General features: G+C 66.0%; 13 protein-coding genes. 3 read left to right on the top strand and 10 right to left on the bottom strand.

Features of this window, described 5'->3' with window-relative positions:
• Nucleotides 1-84: 84 nt before the first annotated feature.
• The 9 genes from BO1_RS45340 to BO1_RS45380 form a co-directional block, all read right to left on the bottom strand.
• A complete protein-coding gene (locus tag BO1_RS45340) occupies nucleotides 85-1761 on the bottom strand; it encodes a Na/Pi cotransporter family protein (RefSeq protein WP_028223236.1) in 1677 nt (558 codons plus the stop codon).
• A 97-nt stretch (nucleotides 1762-1858) separates the two neighbouring features.
• Complete coding sequence (locus tag BO1_RS45345) at nucleotides 1859-2656, bottom strand: ABC transporter permease subunit (RefSeq protein ID WP_028223237.1); 798 nt, start codon at nucleotides 2654-2656, stop codon at nucleotides 1859-1861.
• Complete coding sequence (locus BO1_RS45350) at nucleotides 2640-3536, bottom strand: 2-aminoethylphosphonate ABC transporter permease subunit (RefSeq protein ID WP_028223238.1); 897 nt, start codon at nucleotides 3534-3536, stop codon at nucleotides 2640-2642. The genes BO1_RS45345 and BO1_RS45350 overlap by 17 nt, the downstream gene beginning before the upstream one ends.
• Entirely contained in the window at nucleotides 3529-4683 is a 1155-nt protein-coding gene (locus tag BO1_RS45355; protein WP_084688785.1) for an ABC transporter ATP-binding protein, read from the bottom strand. Before BO1_RS45355 ends, BO1_RS45350 begins: the two co-directional genes overlap by 8 nt.
• 11 nt (nucleotides 4684-4694) lie before the next feature.
• Complete coding sequence (locus BO1_RS45360) at nucleotides 4695-5726, bottom strand: 2-aminoethylphosphonate ABC transporter substrate-binding protein (protein ID WP_028223240.1); 1032 nt, start codon at nucleotides 5724-5726, stop codon at nucleotides 4695-4697.
• 197 nt (nucleotides 5727-5923) lie between these two features.
• A complete protein-coding gene (gene phnY, locus BO1_RS45365; protein ID WP_043289024.1) occupies nucleotides 5924-7372 on the bottom strand; it encodes a phosphonoacetaldehyde dehydrogenase in 1449 nt (482 codons plus the stop codon).
• Between the two features lie 171 nt (nucleotides 7373-7543).
• A complete protein-coding gene (gene phnA / locus BO1_RS45370; protein ID WP_028223242.1) occupies nucleotides 7544-8806 on the bottom strand; it encodes a phosphonoacetate hydrolase in 1263 nt (420 codons plus the stop codon).
• A gap of 11 nt (nucleotides 8807-8817) precedes the next feature.
• A complete protein-coding gene (locus BO1_RS45375; RefSeq protein ID WP_028223243.1) occupies nucleotides 8818-9960 on the bottom strand; it encodes a 2-aminoethylphosphonate--pyruvate transaminase in 1143 nt (380 codons plus the stop codon).
• A 346-nt stretch (nucleotides 9961-10306) separates the two neighbouring features.
• The gene (locus tag BO1_RS45380; protein WP_043289025.1) at nucleotides 10307-11131 is read right to left on the bottom strand and encodes a DeoR/GlpR family DNA-binding transcription regulator; all 825 of its coding nucleotides are present in this window, start codon (nucleotides 11129-11131) and stop codon (nucleotides 10307-10309) included.
• A gap of 401 nt (nucleotides 11132-11532) precedes the next feature.
• Between BO1_RS45380 and BO1_RS45385 the strand changes: the two genes are divergently transcribed.
• The 3 genes from BO1_RS45385 (at nucleotide 11533) to BO1_RS55520 (ending at nucleotide 15579) form a co-directional block, all read left to right on the top strand.
• The gene (locus BO1_RS45385; RefSeq protein ID WP_028223245.1) at nucleotides 11533-14013 is read left to right on the top strand and encodes a GcvT family protein; all 2481 of its coding nucleotides are present in this window, start codon (nucleotides 11533-11535) and stop codon (nucleotides 14011-14013) included.
• A 162-nt stretch (nucleotides 14014-14175) separates the two neighbouring features.
• Entirely contained in the window at nucleotides 14176-14685 is a 510-nt protein-coding gene (locus tag BO1_RS45390) for an aminoacyl-tRNA deacylase (RefSeq protein WP_028223246.1), read from the top strand.
• A gap of 132 nt (nucleotides 14686-14817) precedes the next feature.
• On the top strand, nucleotides 14818-15579 hold the full coding sequence (locus BO1_RS55520) for an ABC transporter substrate-binding protein (protein ID WP_043289027.1): 762 nt from the start codon (nucleotides 14818-14820) through the stop codon (nucleotides 15577-15579).
• On the opposite strand, the gene BO1_RS45400 is transcribed toward BO1_RS55520, so the two are convergent.
• A complete protein-coding gene (locus BO1_RS45400) occupies nucleotides 15563-16882 on the bottom strand; it encodes an IS110 family RNA-guided transposase (RefSeq protein WP_028223247.1) in 1320 nt (439 codons plus the stop codon). The two genes, BO1_RS55520 and BO1_RS45400, sit on opposite strands and share 17 nt — an antisense overlap.
• Between the last annotated feature and the right edge of the window lie 379 nt (nucleotides 16883-17261).

A 17261-nucleotide genomic window follows, 5' to 3' on the forward strand; every position in this document is an offset into this window, starting at 1 on the left:
CCGCGAAAACAAGTTAAGGCCAACGCCACCAAAAGCCACCAAAAATCAGGCGTGGCCGAAAGCGCTCCACAATAGCCAGCATCCTCACGATCCACGACAATTCGCATCGGTCATCGGCGCCTGCGCCGCTTCAATCTCGACCTTATCCCGCTCCCGCTCGAGCAACGGATAAGCAAGCGCACAAATATGCGACTGAATCCTCACGAGGTCACGCAGCGCATCGAGATGCAGCGAGCTCGACGCAATGCTGTCCGGCAGCCCGTCGCGCAGCCTTTCAAGGTGCCGGTCGCGCGCCGCGCGCTCAAGCCGCCGCAGCGCCTGCTTGTCGGCGATGAGCTGCTGGGCGGTCTGCGTGCGGCCCGAGACGAGCAGCGCCTGAGCGCGGTGGAAGCTGCCCGTCACCGACCGGTGCATCATGCGCAATTCCTCGGCGCCCTCGGGCGAAAAGCTCAACTGCATCTTGATCTTCTTCTGCGCGATCTCCAGCAGATTCTTGTCGATGATGTCGCCGATATGCTCGAGGTTGATCACCGCCGTCATGATCGCCGAGGCCCAGCGCCGGTCTTCTTCGCTGAGCGGCTCGCGCGTGATCTCCGTGACATAGTGCTTGATCGCGTCGTGCAGCATGTCCACGGTGTCGTCGCAGCTCGCGAGGTCGCTCACGGCGCGGCGGTCGTTGGCGAGCAGCACCGGCACGCTCGAGCGCAGCATCACCTCCACCACCTCGCTCATGCGGATCACTTCGCGCGCCGCGCAGGCGAGCGCCTGGGAGGGCGTCTCGAGCACACCTTCGTCGAGGTAGCGGGGCGCGTCGGAGTCGTCGGCAGTGCCAGGCGCGGGCAGCAGGCGTTCGAGCAGCCGCGCCACCGGGTCGAGCAGGCCAATGAACACCACCGCGATGGCCACATTCAGACCGGTATGGAAGTTCGCAATCGCCCGGCTTGCGTCGCCGTGCAGGCCGTCAAGCCACTGTCCGAGCGGCGCGCAAGCGCCAAGCATCAGGATGCACACGCCGCCGCGCAGCAGCAGGTTGCCCGCGGGCAGCCGGCGGCGGCTGCGGTCGTCGCCTTTCGCGGCTTCGAAATACGGGTTCAGCGCGCTGCCCACGTTGGCGCCCAGCACCATCGCGATCGCGCTGTCCATGGGGATCGAATGCATGTTCGCGAGCGACATCACGAACAGCACGACCGGGATGCTCGAATGCGCGGCCCACGTGAGCAGGCACGCGAGCGCGGCGTTGAGCACGGGCTCGCCGGCCAGCGCGCCAAGCACCGTGCGCAGCGCGGGCGCGGATTCGGCAGGTTGCACGGTCGAGACGAGCAACGTGAGCGCGAGCAGCATCAGGCCGAGGCCGATCGAAGCGCGGCCGATGTCGCGGTTGCGCGAGCCTTTGCCCTTTTCGAACAGGGCCATGCCGATCAGCAGGCAGGCGGGCGAGATCCAGCTCAAGTCCAGCGAGAAGGCTTGCACGATCAGCGTCGAGCCCACGTTCGCGCCGAGCATCACGGCGAGCCCCGTGACGGGGCGCATGAGCCCGCGCGCCGCGAATGACGACGCGATCATGCCCGTCGCCGTGCTGCTCTGCAGCGCGCCGGTGATGGCGAGCCCCGCAAAGAACGCGTTGAAGCGGTTGCCGAGGCTCTTCGCCATGAAGCGCTTGAGCGAGGCGCCGAACGCCCGCATCAGCCCCGACTCGACCATATGCAGGCCCCATGTGAGCAGCGCGACGCCACCCGCGAGATGAAGGACGATCAGGACCATTCGGCGCCTCCTTGGAGTTGTTTGTTTTTGCCTGCGCAATCGGTGTTCCAGCCGCAATTGCCCTCCTGCAATGGCGGCCTCGCGTAGCTTCAGCCCATTACCGCACCGCCGCCTTGGTCGAGATGCGCGAGAGCCCGAGCAGCACGAAGAGCGTGCCTGCGCCAAGGACCATCGTGAGCGTCGACGCGTCGAAGATCGCACCGCGGTCGGAGAGCGCGAAGATGCCCACGGGCAGCGTCACCCATCCCGGCGGATAGATCATCAGCGTGGCGCCCAGCTCGCCCATCGAGAGCGCGAAGCTCAGGCTGAACGACGCGAGCAGGTAGGGTGCGACGAGTGGCAGCGTCACGCGTGTGAGCTCGTAAAACGGCCGCGCGCCCAGACTCTCCGCCACCTCGCCGTACTCGGGCGCGACCCGCGAGAGCCCCGCCGAGACGTTGCCGTACGTGAACGCCGAAATCAGCAGGAAGTGCGCGAGGAACACGATCGTGGCCGTGCCGTTGAGCAACACCGGCGGCTGGCTGAAGGCCACGAGCAGCCCCAGGCCGATCGAGACCGACGGCACCGCGCTCGGCACGAAGAAGATCACGTCGAGCACGCGCTTGGGGATGCCCTTCATGCGCCGCAGCGCGAGCGCCGCCCACGTGCCGCTCACGAGCGCCGCGCCGCTCGCGAGCGCGCCGGTGAGCACGCTCACGCGCAGCAGGTCGGCGGAATCGCCGTGCAGCGCCCGCGTGTAGTGCGCGAGCGTGAAGTGGCTCGGCAGGATGCCGTTCCATTGCCCGCTCACGCTCGCGAGCGCGATCATCGCCACCGGCAGTCCGTAGATCGCGCAGAACAGCAGCGCGGTGGCGCTCCATGTCGACACTCTTGCCCACTTAGCCCAGAGCAGCACGGCGACCTCCGAAAAGTGACACGACTGTGCGGTAGCAGGCGTAGAGCCCGAGCGACAGTGCGATGTTGATGACGGCAATCACGCAAGCGGTGGTGTAGTCGAACTCCTGGATGGCCTTGCCGTAGATGAGCAGCGGCAGGGTAATGACGTCCTTCGCGCCGATGAACAGCACGATGCCGAACTCGTTCACGGTAAGCAGCAGGCAGAGGCTCCCGCCCGCGAGCAGGGCGGGCAGCGCGGCCGGCAGGATGATCTGCCGGATGATGCGCAGCGGCTTCGCGCCCAGGCTGCTCGCCACTTCGATCTGCGCGTTGTCGATCTGCGAGAAGCAGGCGAGCAGCGGCCGCATGATGAACGGCGCGTAGACCGTGATCTCCGAGAGCACAACCCCCCACTGCGTGTAGAGGAAGTCGACGGGCGGCAGATTGAGGTGGAACAGCGCCATCAGCGATTGATTCAGGAGTCCGGCCGATCCATACACGAACGTGAACGCAAGCGCGACCAGAAACGTCGGCAATGCGATGAACGTGTCGATCAGGCGTCCTACGAAACGTGCACCCGGAAATGGCACGAACGCGATCACGAGCGAGAATATGAAGCCGAGCACGAGACAGCCCGCCGACGCGCAGACGGCAATCGCGATCGTGTGATACAGGCCGCTCAGGAACTGCCGCGAATGCAGCACGGTGGCGAAGTTCTCGAGCGTGAGCGTGTGCGTATCGCCGCCGAGCGCCTGCGCCACGATGAGGCCGAACGGGTAGAAGAAGATCGCCGCGAGCACGACGAGCGGCGGTGCGATCCACAGGTTGCGCGAGAGCGCACCGGAGCGGCCGGCGCGTGCAGGCGGCGGCGCCATTGCCGGAGTTGCGATATCAGCCATGGCCTTCGACCTCCGGTACGAGCGTGACGTCCGCCGCATCGAAATGCACGGGCAGCACGGCACCCGGTTCGGGTGGGCTAGAAAGCGGCGCGCGCGTGAGGCGCAGGGTCTCGTCGCCCACTTCGAGCACGATGCTGTGCAGCTCGCCCAGCCACTGCACGCTGCGCACGATGCCCATCACGCAGTTGGTCTTCGGCGGGCTCGGCTCGAAGTGCAGGTCGTGCGGGCGCACGCAGACGTAGCACTCGCTGCTGGCGGCCAAACCATGATGGTTGCGCCCCTCGATCGTGAAGTCGCCGCAGCGCACCCGCGCGAAACCGTCGGCGAGCGGCTCGAGCTGGCGTGCCGGCAGCACGTTCGCGCGCCCGAGGAATTCGGCGGCGAAGCGGTTCGGCGGATGCCGGTACAGTCCCTGGGTGTCGCCGTAGGCCACGAGCTTGCCGTCGCGCATGATGCCGATGTGGTTCGCGAGCGTGAGCGCCTCGGTCTGGTCGTGCGTCACGTACAGCACGGTCAGCGAGGGCAGGCTGCGGTGCAGCTTGGCGAGCTCGTCGAGCATCGAGCGGCGGATCTGCGCATCGAGTGCCGAGAGCGGCTCGTCGAGCAGCAGCACCTGCGGCCGGATCGCCAGCGCGCGGGCGATCGCGACGCGCTGTTGCTGGCCGCCCGACAGCTCGCGCGGATAGCGCTTCGCATACTTCGACATGCCCACGAGGCCGAGGCACTCGGGCACGCGAGCGCGGATCACATCGGCGTCTTCGCCGCGTGCGCGCAGCCCGAACGCGACGTTGTCCTCCACGCGCATGTGCGGGAACAGTGCGTAGTTCTGCACGACCATGCCGATGTTGCGCGCATAGGGCGGCAGCCGCGTGACGTCCTTATTGCCGATCACGATGCGTCCCGCGCTCGGCTGCACGAAGCCCGCGACTGCCCGCAGCGCGGTGGTTTTGCCCGAGCCCGAAGGGCCGATCAGCGCGACGATCTCGCCGGGCTTCACGGTGAGCGTGAGCGAGTCGAGGATCGTCTGCCCGCCGTACGCGACCGATACGTTCTCGAAGCCGATACCGCTCGCGCCTTGCGCGAGAGCGGCCGGCACCGGGGAGGCCTGCTGCTGCGGCCCCCGTTCCATGGTGAGGGAATTGGCCATGAGTTGCTCGTTCAGTTGCTCGAAATCGCGTGGTTGTACGTCGCCACGTCGGACTTCAGGTCGCGCATGACCTGATTCCAGTCGGGCACCCAGAGGTCGACGCCTTGCAGCGTCGCGTTGAGCGTCTTGAAGTTGTTGTCGGTGGGATGCACGTCGGTGCGCACCGGCATGCCGTAGGCGGTTTTGCTGACCTCTTGCTGGGCCTCGGCGCTCAGCAGGAAGTCGATCAGCTTCTTGCCGTTCTCGGCGTGCGGCGCGCCGTTGACGAGGCCGACGTAGTAGGGCAGCGAGAACGTGGTGCGCTTGCCATCGGGTCCGGCCGGGAAGAACACCTGAATGTTGGGGTTGTCGCGCATCTGCGAGAGGTTCATCTGCAGGTCGCCGTTGGCCACATAGAGCTCGCCCTTGTTCACGAGCGCCGTGAGCTTGCCCGTTGAAGCGGACGGCCCGAGGTTGTTCACCTGGAGCTTGCGCAGATAATCGAAGCCGCCGTCCTTGCCGCCGAAAGCGTGGAAGGTCTGCAGCATGAGCGCGGTGCCGTCACCGGCCTGGCCAGGCGTGGAGTACTGCACCTTCTGCTTGTACTGCGGTGCGAGCAGGTCCGCGTAGGCCTTGGGCGGCGTCTTGAGCACCGCCGAGTTGTAGATGAAGGTGGGGTAGTTGTCGACCATCGCGACGTACATGCCCTTCGGGTCCTTGTCGCGCGCATCGATCTTGTCCGCGCCGGCCGGCGTGTAGGCTTGCAGCAGGCCATCGGCGGCCGCCTTCTGCATGAACGGCGGCAGCGTCACGAGCACGTCCGCCTGGATGTTCGACTTCTCCTTGCCGAGGCGGTCCACCACGCCGCTCGAACCGGCCTCGATGTACTGCACCTTGATGCCCGTTGCCTTCGTGAAGGCTTCGAACTCGTTGCCGAACCAGCTCGGCGAGCCGTCGTGAAGACCGTCCGCGCTATAGAGGGTCACGACGTTGGATTGCGCGTAGACGGGGGCCGCTGCGAGGGCGAAAACACAGGTCACCGCGGCGATCAGTGGAGTCTTCATATCCATCCTTCCTTGCGTTGAGTTCGGATGCTGAAAAAAGCTCTTGTGGCCGCGCATTTGGCGGCTTGCGTCGCTTGTTTGCAGGTGCTGCCGTGTGACAATGGCGTGACAATGTTGCCTGTTCGAATTATTTGAAACCAGCCAGGGTTACTGCGTGGCCGTGCATGGAACCCCGCCCAGGCACGGCCGCCAATGCCTCACTCCCACGGCATCGACCAGGTTCTCACGTTGGTGTAGCTCTTCATTGCCTCGACCATGCCCTCCTTGTATCCATTGCCCGAATCCTTGATGCCGCCGAACGGCGACATTTCCGTGCGATAGCCCGGCACTTCCCAGACGTTCACCGTGCCCACTTCCAGGTCCTTGACGAAGCGCGTCGTGTAGTCGAGCCGGTTCGTGCAGATGCCCGAAGACAGGCCATAAGCTGTCGAGTTGGAGATGCGGATCACCTCTTCGAGGTTGTCCGGCACGCGGATGATCGGGATCACCGGGCCAAACGTTTCTTCGTGCACGAGTTCGCAGTCATAGGGCACGTGATCGACGACCGTGGGCGCGAAGAGAGCGCCACGGCGCGGCGCGCCATACAGCACGCGTGCCCCTTTCGCCTCGGCGTCCGCCACGCGGCGCTCGAACAGTTGCGCGGACGCCTCGTTGATCACGGTGCCCACGTCCACGTCCGGGTCCATCGGGTCGCCGCACGTGAGCTTCTTTGCGTGCACAAGCACCCGTTCGACGAAGGCGTCCGCCACGCTCTCCACCACCAGGATGCGCTTGACCGCCGTGCAGCGCTGCCCCGAGTTCTTGGTCGCGCCCGTGACCGCGAGCTGGGCGGCACGGTCGAGGTCGGCGTCCTCCATCACGATGAGCGGGTCGTTGCCGCCGAGCTCCAGCACCGTGCGGCGGTAGCCCGCGTTTTGGGCGATGTACTTGCCCACGCGCACCGAGCCCGTGAAGGTGATGAGGTCGCAGTGCGGGTCCGTGATCATGGCGTCGCCCATGGTGCGCGGATTGCCGGTCACGACGCTCAGCATGTCGGGCGGCAGGCCCGCTTCATAGAGCACATCGGCGAGCGCGAGCGCGGTCAGCGGCGTGAGCTCGGTGGGCTTGAGCACGACGCGGTTGTTGGTGGCGATGGCCGGCGCGAGCTTGTGGCTCACCATGTTCAGCGGGTGGTTGAACGGCGTGATGGCCGAGATCACGCCGAGCAGCGGCAGGCGCGTCGTGAAGATCTTGCGGTTCTTGCCGTTCGGGCTGATGTCGCACGAATAGACTTCGCCGTCGTCCTTGATGGTGAGCTGCGCCGCGAACGACCAGACGTCGTAGGCGCGGCTCGCCTCGTAGAGCGAGTCCTTCCAGCACAGCCCCGACTCCGCGGTGATGAGGCGCGCAAAATCTTCCTTGCGATCGCGCAGCGCCTCGGCGGTGGTCTGGAGGATGCGCTGACGCTCGAAGCGCGTGAGCGATGGCTTGACGGCGTGGGCTTTTGCAAAGGCTTCCTGCACATGCTCGGGGCGGCCGGCGGGCACGGTGCCGACCACCTCGTTCGTGTACGGGTTCAGGACTTCGATCACTTCGTCGGTCGTGACATGCCGGCCGGCGATGCGCATGGACTCCTGCTTGAATGCGGGTTTGGTCATGACGTTCATCGCATACCTCGTTGCGGGTTCCGGTGGGTGTTCCGGTGTCTGTGCTGTGGCCTGCGCGCGCCGACCGCGAAGGCGGGCGGCGGCGGCGCGCGGGGGGTGTTCGGTGCGTTCGGTTCCTGAAGTGCCTGTGGTGCGTCCGGTGCGCGCAGTGTTTGCAGTGCTTGCAGCGCGTTATGCGATGGCGGTTTGCACCACGCAGTTCAGCGCGACGTCGAAGATGTCGAAGTTGCGCAGCGCGCGGCCCTGCGGCCAGTCGATCTTGCGGTTCACGAGCAGCGGCACGTCCTGTTCCGAGAGCCCGCCGTGCGAGCGCAGCGGCTCGGTGAGGCCCGAGAAGTCGTGGCGCGCCGCGCTCGTGCCCAGCACCTTGTTGCGCGTGCCGATCACGACGATGTCGCCGACACGGTCGGGCGGCAGCTCGAAGCGCTCGCAAGCCGCCGCGCTGTCGAGCGCGAGCTCGACGCCTTCGGTCTTGCGCAGGCGCTCGAGCAGCGCTGCCTCATCCGCGCCTTCGGGCAGATAGATGGTCGCGAACGAGCCGAGCGCGCCGTGGTGCGCCACGTACGGGTCGGTGATCGGCAGGATCACGCGCGCCTGGCCCTTGCCGGTCCACTCGTCGAACAGGTCCTGCAGATAGAGCACGTCAGGCTCGCCGTTCGCGCGGTGCTTGTCGTTCATGCCGTGGTCGGCGGTGATCGCGAGCACGCAGCCGGCCTCGTCGAGCTGGCCCACGTAGCGGTCGAACATGGCGTAGAAGTCGTTGGCTTTCGGCGAGCCCGGCGCGGCCTTGTGCTGCACGTAGTCGGTGGTCGAGAGATACATCAGGTCGGGGCGGAAGGTGTCGAGCAGCTTCACGCCCGCCGCGAACACGAACTCGGAGAGTTCGGCCGAGTAGACATCGGGCAGCGGCTTGCCAACGAAGGCGAGCACGTCGCCGATGCCATTGCCCGCGCGCGTGGCCTGGTCGGCCTTTTCCGCGGAGAAGGCGATCGCGCGGCCGCTCGCAAAATCGAGCCCCTTGCCCAGCAGCGTGCGCAGCTTGTCCTTGGCGGTCACGACCGCCACCTTCGCGCCGGCCGCATGGAAGGTTTCGAAGATCGTGGGCGCGCGCAGGAAGCGTGCGTCGTTCATCATCACTTCTTCGCCGCTCGCGCGGTCGTAGAAGTAGTTGCCTGCAATGCCGTGCACCTTGGGCGGACGGCCCGTGAGGATGGACAGATTGTTCGGGTTCGTGAAGCTCGGAATCACGCACTGGGCGATGCGGCTCGTGCCCGTGCGCAGCAGCCTCCCGAGGTTCGGCGCGCGCCCGGCCTTGACGGCTTCTTCGATATAGGCGGGCTCCGAGCCGTCGAGGCAGATCACCACGACGGGCGCGGTCGGGAAGCGGTATTCGCGGCCGTTCACGGCCAGTACGTTGTCGTTCAGGGTACTCATTACAACTCCTCTCAAGCGGTTTTGGCGACCGGACCGGTTACACCTACGCCGGCCGCGCCCATTTCTTCCAGCACTTCACCGATCGCGGCAAGCGCCGCACGCATTTCCTTCTCGCCGATGCGGCCGATGCAGCCGATGCGGAACGAATCCGCCACCGTGAGCTTGCCCGGGTAGATCACATAGCCGCGCGCCTTGAGGCTTTCGTAGAACTGCGGGAAGACGAAGCGCGGGTCCTCGGGCATATGGAACGTGACGATGATCGGTGCCTGCAAGGCGTCGGGCAGCAGCGGCTTGAAGCCGAGCGCGCGCATGCCTTCGAGCAGGATCTTGCAGTTGGTGCGATAGCGCGCGCCGCGCCCGGCTACGCCGCCTTCGGCGTCGAATTCGTTGAGCGCCTGGTGGAACGCCACGATCACGTGGGTAGGCGGCGTGAAGCGGTACTGGCTCGTTTTCTCCAGGTTGGTCCACTGCTCGTGCAGGTCGAGCACGAGCGTGGTGGCGTTGCCCTGGGTGCGCGCGAGCGCCTCCCGCCGGCAAATCACGAAGCCGAGGCCCGGCACGCCCTCGATGCACTTGTTGGACGACGCCGCGACCGCGTCGATATGCATGGTCTGCACGTCGAGTGGCAACGCGCCGAACGCGCTCATCGAATCAACGAGATAGCCCTTGCCGTACTTGTGCGCGAGCGCGCCGATCTGCGCGATGGGATTCAGGATGCCGGAGGTGGTCTCGCAATGAATCGTGAACACATGCGTGATCGACGGCGTGCTCGCGAGCAGCGCTTCCACTTGCGCGAGATCCGGCGGCGTGTCCTCGGGCGTTTCATGGACCACGGTCTTGCGTCCGGCAATCTCGAGAATGCGCTTTGCACGCTTGCCATAGGCGCCGTTGATCAGCACCAGCACCTCGCCGTTGGCGGGCACGAAGGTGGTGAGCATCGCCTCCACGGCGAAGGTGCCCGAGCCTTGCATCGGCACGGTCACCCAGTCGCCGGCGCCGTTGGCGATGCTGGCGAGGCGCGCGAGCACCGAGCGGTTGATTTCGATGAAGTTCGCGTCGCGCGAACCCCAGTCGTGAACCATCGCGGCCTTGACAGTGCGCGAGGTGGTGAGCGGGCCGGGCGTGAGCAGCAGCGGATCGCCGGTTTCAGACATGCCGGTTGCGGACATGCCGGTGGCGGAAGTGGCGGGCGGGCAAGACGTGGAAGAAGCCGTCATGAGGTGTCTCCGTGAAGGTCGGTTCTGACACTACGTCACTGCATTGTTAAACCCACTTTACGACTTGCAACAAAAACAGTCAATACGCCATAAATTGCCACATACCCAGGAGATACACCGATACGCCGAAGGCGGCGCTTCAAGCGCAAACGGCCAGCAGCGGCGTGCCTGGGCGGCACGCTCGCGCACTGGGCGCGGCGGCGGGGAGGGAATGGACGAGGGGGGAAGGAGAAGCGGGCGGCGCGGGCCGCCGTGAGGAGGGCTTGTGGTGTGCGAAGGCGCGTCAGCTTTGGCCGCTGGCGACGATCACGCTCCACTGGTTCTGCGCGAAGACACGAGCCATGCGCGCGGGCGGCGGCGCATCGACGATCACCCCGGCGATGTGCGGCACGGGGGCGATCCGCACGGGCGTGCCGTGCTCGAACTTGGTGTGGTCCGCGAGCACGTAGACCTCTTTGCCCGCTTTCATCATGAGGTGCCGCTGCTCGGCGGCGAGGCGCGAATAGTCGGTGAATTCGCCCTCGGGCGAGATGCCGCCCACGCCGAGGAACACGAGATCGCAGCGGAAATGCGCGAGCGCCGCCATTGTCTCGACGCCGAATGCCGCTTCGTCGTTGGGCTCGATGTCGCCGCCGAGCATGATGACTTTCACGCCCGGCGAGCGGCATAGCAGCAGCGCGATCGGCAGGCTGTTGGTGATGACCGTGAGGTTGGTGTGGTTCGCGAGCGAGGCGGCGAGACCGAGCGTGGTCGAGCCCGAGTCGATCAGCACGACCATGCCGTTGGCCACGAGGCGCGCCGCGGCCGCGCCGATCACCGCCTTGCCTATGGCGTTGGCCGCCTCGCGCGTGGCAAGCGATGGCTCGTCGTCCTGCGGCCGCTTCGCGGCGCCGCCATGCACGAGGGAGAGACGGCCCTGCTCGGCCAGGCTCTTCAGGTCGCGGCGGATGGTTTCGCGCGAGACCCCGAGCGTGGCCGACATGTCCGCGACGCTCACCGAGCCGGTGGCGTCGAGGCTTTGCAGGATGTAGTCGATGCGGCCGACGGCGAGACGCCGGTTCAGCAGCGCGGCCGGCGCAACGGGTGGGGCTGAATGGTTATCGGCCATGGTGTCGGTTCTCGGGCAAAGGCGCGGGACTGGCCAGGTATGGCTGGCGAGGTGCGGCTGGCCAGATGCGGCCAGCGAGGTGGGGCGCGGTACGCCGTTCCTGGTGCCAGTACGTGTTAAGTCACAAAATACCACAAAATGCCGCGAACATCGATTTGGCCTGGCAGCGTACGCCGAATGACACGGGCGGGATGGCGCAAGGACCACCGTATCGGGGGGGCGACGCGCGTTGCCGGGCGACGGGGCGCGCAGCCGGGCGTGCTTATGATGCCACCGGGATAGACGGGATACGGAGTTTCGATGTTGTTTTTTGTTGTTTTATGTTGCATTCTTTGGCTTGTCAAAATTCACTGCCAGAATTCCTCGTCACGTCATTTCCTTTCGCATCGAGGCCCATCCCCATGTCCACTCCAGTTCCCACGCATGCCAAAGTCGTCATCGTCGGCGGCGGTATCGTCGGTTGTTCCGTTGCGTATCACCTCACCAAACTCGGCTGGCGCGACGTCGTCCTGCTCGAGCAAGGCACGCTCTCGTGCGGCACCACGTGGCACGCCGCGGGCCTCGTTGGCCAGCTGCGCTCGCAGCAGAGCATGACCAAGCTGATCCGCTACTCGACGGCGCTGTACGCCGAGCTCGAGGCCGAGACAGGGCTGGCCACGGGCTGGAAGCAATGCGGCTCGCTCTCGGTGGCGCGCACGAAGGAGCGGATGACGCAACTCAAGCGCACGGCGGCCTCCGCGCGGGCTTATGGCGTGGTCTGCGACGTGATCGGGCCGCGCGAGGCCGGCGAACTGTGGCCCGTGATGCGCACCGACGACCTGCTGGGCGCGGTCTGGCTGCCCGGCGACGGCAAGGCGAATCCCACCGACCTCACGCAGTCGCTCGCGCGCGGGGCCCGGCAGCGCGGCGCGCGCATCGTCGAGAACACGCGCATCACCGCGGTCCACACGGCCCAGACGCCTTCGGGGCGCGCCGCCACCGGCGTGTCGTGGCGCAACAAGGACGGCGAGGAGGGCACGCTGCACGCGGAGATCGTCGTGAACTGCGCGGGGCAATGGGCGAAGGCGGTCGGCCGCATGTGCGGCGTGACCGTGCCGCTGCATTCGGCTGAGCATTACTACATCGTGACCGAGCGCATCGCCGGCGTGCATCCCGATCTGCCGGTCATGCGCGATCCGGACGGCTTCATCTACTTCAAGGAGGAAGTGGGCGGGCTCGTGATGGGCGGCTTCGAGCCCAACGCGAAGCCGTGGGGCATGAACGGGATTCCGGAGAATTTCGAGTTCCAGTTGCTGCCCGACGACTGGGATCAGTTCGAAATCCTGATGGAAAACGCGCTGCTGCGTGTGCCCGCGCTCGAAACCGCGCAGATCCGCCAGTTCTATAACGGGCCGGAATCGTTCACGCCGGACAACAACTTCATCGTGGGCGAGGCGCCCGAGTTGCGGCGCTTCTTCGTGGGGGCGGGCTTCAATTCGATGGGCATCGCCTCGGCGGGCGGGGCGGGCATGGCGCTCGCCGAATGGATCGTGGCCGGCGAGCCGACCATGGACCTGTGGCCCGTCGACATTCGCCGCTTCGCACGCTTCAACGGCAACGACACGTGGCTGCACGACCGCGTGAAGGAAACGCTCGGGCTGCACTATGCGATGCCCTGGCCGAACCGCGAGCTCGACACGGCGCGCCCGTTCCGCCGCTCGCCGCTCTATGCGCAGCTCGCGGCGGACGGCGCGTGCTTCGGCAGCAAGATGGGCTGGGAGCGCGCAAACTTCTTCGCGCCGAGCCCCGGCGAGGCGCGCATCGACTATGCGTTCGGCCAGCAGAACTGGCTGCCGTGGAGCGGCGCGGAGCACCGCGCCTGCCGCGAGGGCGTCGCGCTCTTCGACATGACCTCGTTTGCGAAGCTGCTCGTCAAGGGGCGCGATGCCGAAGCGGTGCTGCAGGAGATCGTCGCGAACGACGTGGCCGTGCCGGTGGGCTCCACCATCTATTCAGGGTTACTAAACGAACGTGGGACCTACGAGTCTGACGTCACGCTCACGCGCCTTGCCGACGATCAGTACCTCGTGGTGACCGGTTCCGCGCAGGCGACGCGCGATCTCGACTATCTGGAGAAGGCGATTCCTGCCGATCGCCATTGCGTGCTCGTGGACGTGACGAGCCAGTACGCGGTGCTCGCCGTGATGGGGCCGCAATCGCGGGCGTTGCTGCAAAGCGTGTCGAAGGCGGACTGGAGCGCCGAGGGCTTTCCGTTCGGCCAAAGCCGCGAGGTCGACATCGGCTACGCGACGGTGCGCGCGACGCGGCTCACCTATGTGGGCGAACTGGGCTGGGAGCTGTACGTGCCGGTCGAGTTCGCGGTCGGCGTCTACGAGACCCTGCAAGCGGCGGGCAAGGCGTTCGGGCTCGTCAATGCCGGCTATTACGCGATCGATTCGCTGCGGCTGGAAAAAGGCTATCGCGCATGGGGCCGCGAGCTCTCGCCCGACTGCAACCCCTTCGAGGCCGGTCTCGCGTTCGCGTGCAAGCTCGACAAAGAGATTCCCTTCCGTGGCCGCGAAGCGCTCCTGCGCTTGCGTAACCAGCCCTTGCAGCGCCGGCTCGTCGTGCTCACTGCGGAAGGCGCGAGCGAGTGCATGCTGTGGGGCGGCGAGGCGATTCTGCGCGACGGCGAGCCGGTGGGCTCGGTCACCTCGGCGGCTTTTGGTCATACGCTCGGCTGCCCGGTCGCGATGGGCTTTCTCTCGCGCGAGGACGGCGCGGTCGACGCCGCCTGGCTCGCTGGCGGACGCTACACGATCGACGTGGCCGGAGAGCAGATTCCGGCGACCGTGCATCTGAATGCGCCGTACGACCCGCGTGCGCTGCGCGTGAAAGGCTGAGTGCTCGCGCACCGCGGGCACGGTCGATGCAGGTGTGTGCCGGGCCCGCGTGCCGAAGCCGGGCGGTTTGCCGATGGCGGCGTGCTTATTGGCCGCGAGTGACCTATTCTGGAGAGACACCAGCGTTTCATTCCCTTCCAGGTTTTCGACAGGAGGTGTGCCATGTCGATGTCGCCAACTCTGCAGGAGTGCCTGCGCAGCAAAGGTTCCCGCTACGAAGTCGTGCGTCACCCATACAGCCATTCCAGCATGGAAACGGCGGCTGCGGCGCACGTTCCGGGTGACCGTCTCGCTAAAACCGTGCTGCTCGAAGACGAAGACGGCTATGTGGCCGCCGTGCTGCCCTCGACCTACGCGGTGCAGCTTTCCGAGCTATGGAGCAAGACGGGACGCCGGCTCTCGCTCGCCACTGAAGTCGAGTTGCGCGAGCTGTTCAAGGACTGCGATGCGGGCGCGTTGCCGCCGATCTGCATGGCCTATGGCATGAAAACCTACCTCGAATCGAGCCTTGCGGAACAGCCCGATATCTACTTCGAGGCCGGCGACCATGAAGAGCTGATCCACATGGACTCGGATCAGTTTCTGGCGTTGATGGATGACGCCGAGCGCACGCATTTCTCGCGGCGCATGCGCGGCATGGCGGCCATGAGCGGCATGAGCGGACGGCAGTGAGGTGAAGTTCAGGCCTGCGGCGCCAGGTTTCGACGACTGGCTGCCGCAGTGCGATAATGCGCTGAGCCGGGGTTCCGGCGAAGTCCTCGCACTGAGCCGCGCGCGACGCGCGCGGCGCTCGGCTTGCTACTCATGAATATCGATCCCACCCTCGTCGAAGCATTTGCGCCCACTGGCACGCTGCGCGCGTCCATCAATCTCGGTAATCCCATCCTCGCGAACCGCGACCCGGCTACGGGCGAAGTTTCCGGCGTGTCCATCGATCTGGCGCGGGCTTTCGCGCAGCATGTTGGCGTGCCGCTTGAACTGGTCGTGCTCGACACGGCGGCGAAGTCGGTGGAAGCCGTGAGCGAAGAGCGCGCCGATTTCGGTTTCTTCGCCGTCGATCCCAAGCGCGGCGAGACGATCGCGTTCACTGCGCCTTATGTGCTGATCGAAGGCTTCTATCTGGTGCGCGACGATTCGCCGGTGCGTAGCAATGCGCAAGTGGACGCGCCGCACAATCGCGTCGCCGTTGGCAATGGCAGTGCGTATGATCTTTTTCTCACGCGCGAATTGAAGGCGGCGCAAATCGTGCGCGCGCCGTCGTCGCCCGCAGTCGTGCAGACGTTTCTCGAACAGGGCCTCGAAGTGGCGGCGGGCGTCAAGCAGCAACTCGAAGCGGATGCACGCAAGACTCCCGGGTTGCGCCTGCTCAGCGAACGCTTCATGGTGATCCGCCAGGCGATGGGCGTCGCGAAGAGCCGCGGCCCGCATGCTGCCGCCGTGCTTGGTGAATTCGTCGAGGCGATGAAGGTGTCGGGGTTTGTTGCGGCTTCGCTTGCGCGTCATGGGGTCGGAGGCGCTCTCCATGAACCCCGCCCGCGTTCGGGGGTTTTCAGGCTGTTCCGGTGACGGCGGGGACCGGCACCAGCTCGCGGCCCAGTTCCCTGGCCAGGCGCTTGAGGGCCTGCTCCCTGGTTTTGCGGACCTGCTCCTCATAGCGCGCGAGTCCCTTTTCTACGTAGTCGTCGCCCTTGACCATGACGCGCCAGAACCAGGCGGCCAGTTTGCGCGCTAGCGCCTTGGTGGCCACCAGGCCGCCGCGGCGTGCCGCGAGCCGGCGGTAGAAACCGCCCAGCGCAATGTCCCTGCTGCGTACCAGGCTTTGGGCCATCATGCAGAACAGCCGTCCGGTCCGGTTGCGGCCGCGCTTGACGCCTTTCCTGCGTTTGCCGCTATCGTGGCTGCCCGGTGCGAGTCCGGTCCAGGCGGTGAAGTGTTTTTCAGTGGGCCAGACGCTCAGGTCGGTACCCACCTCACCGATCAGTTGCAGCACGCCGTAGGACGACAGCGCGGGCAGCTTCGTCAGATCCCGTCCGCCACACATCTGGGCCAGGATCTCGCGCAGCCTGGCAATCTCCGGGGCGTTGACGCCCGTCTGTCGGGTGGACCTGGGCAGCGGCGGTTGGGTGTCATCGTGCGGCGGCAGCACGGTGGCGATGCGTGCGTCGCAATCGGCGATGAGTTTCTGGTAGTGGTCCCAGGATTGCAATGCCTGGTCTAACGCGAAGATGTGCTCGTCGGCCCAGGTGCCACGCAGGGCCTCGATCACGGCCTGTTCCTTTTTACGGCGGATCTGCACGTCGCACAGGGCCACCAGGGCCTCGGGGGAGCGCTCGCCGGCCACGATCGCGCGTGCCACCGCCAGGCCGCTGACGCCGGCCAGGGACGAGATGACATCATGCAGCTTGATGTTCATACGCTCGAAGGCCTTCTGCATGAGTTGCACGCAGGTGGCGGCGGCCGCCACATGATCGGCGCGCAGGCGCAGGTAGTCCTGCAGCCGGCGGATGTCGGCCGGTGGCACGAAGCCGGCGTGCAGCAGGCCATGCATGTGCAGCGTGGCCCCCCACTGGCTGTCCGCCATGTCGGTCTTCCTGCCGGGAAGGTTGCGCGTCTGCCGGCCATTGACCATGCGCACTTCCAGGCCGGCGCTTTCCAGCACACCATACAACGGCAGCCAGTAAATGCCGGTCGCTTCCATCGCGACCGAATGCACGCCCTGTTCGAGCAGCCAGTCGCGCAACGCGTGCAGCTGCGAGGTCACGGTGCCGAACACTTCCGGCTTGTTACCGCCTACCGAAACATGCATGTGTTCGCTGCCGACGTCCACGAACGCGGCTAATGGATCGAGCATCGGGAGTTCCTGTGACATCGCGACCTCCGCAGTTGGGCATCACCATGCGCGCGGCGGCCCTGGCCCGGTCACGTCACAGGAAAAACAAATCTCTCCAGCGGGAAGCAAGGCTCACCAAAATGTGCGACTGATCATGACCAGAGCCAGTCTTCTGTACGGGCAATCCAACCGTTATCGGATGCACCAGAGGCCTCTCAGCTACGCTGCCAGGAACCACGAACGCGTGATCTAACAATAGCCGAATCCGGGTTCATGGTCCGTGTGCGGCTTTCGGCGAAAACTGGTTGCTTCTGTTGCGCCGGTTGCCTGATTCCAGCAATGAGCGTGATGCGTGATGCACGCGGTGGCGTTGGCCTTAACTTGTTTTCGCGGCGGGCCGCAAGCGTTGCCCCTGTGC

This window comes from Paraburkholderia oxyphila NBRC 105797 (genome assembly GCF_000685075.1).
Classification (GTDB): Bacteria; Pseudomonadota; Gammaproteobacteria; order Burkholderiales; family Burkholderiaceae; genus Paraburkholderia; species Paraburkholderia oxyphila.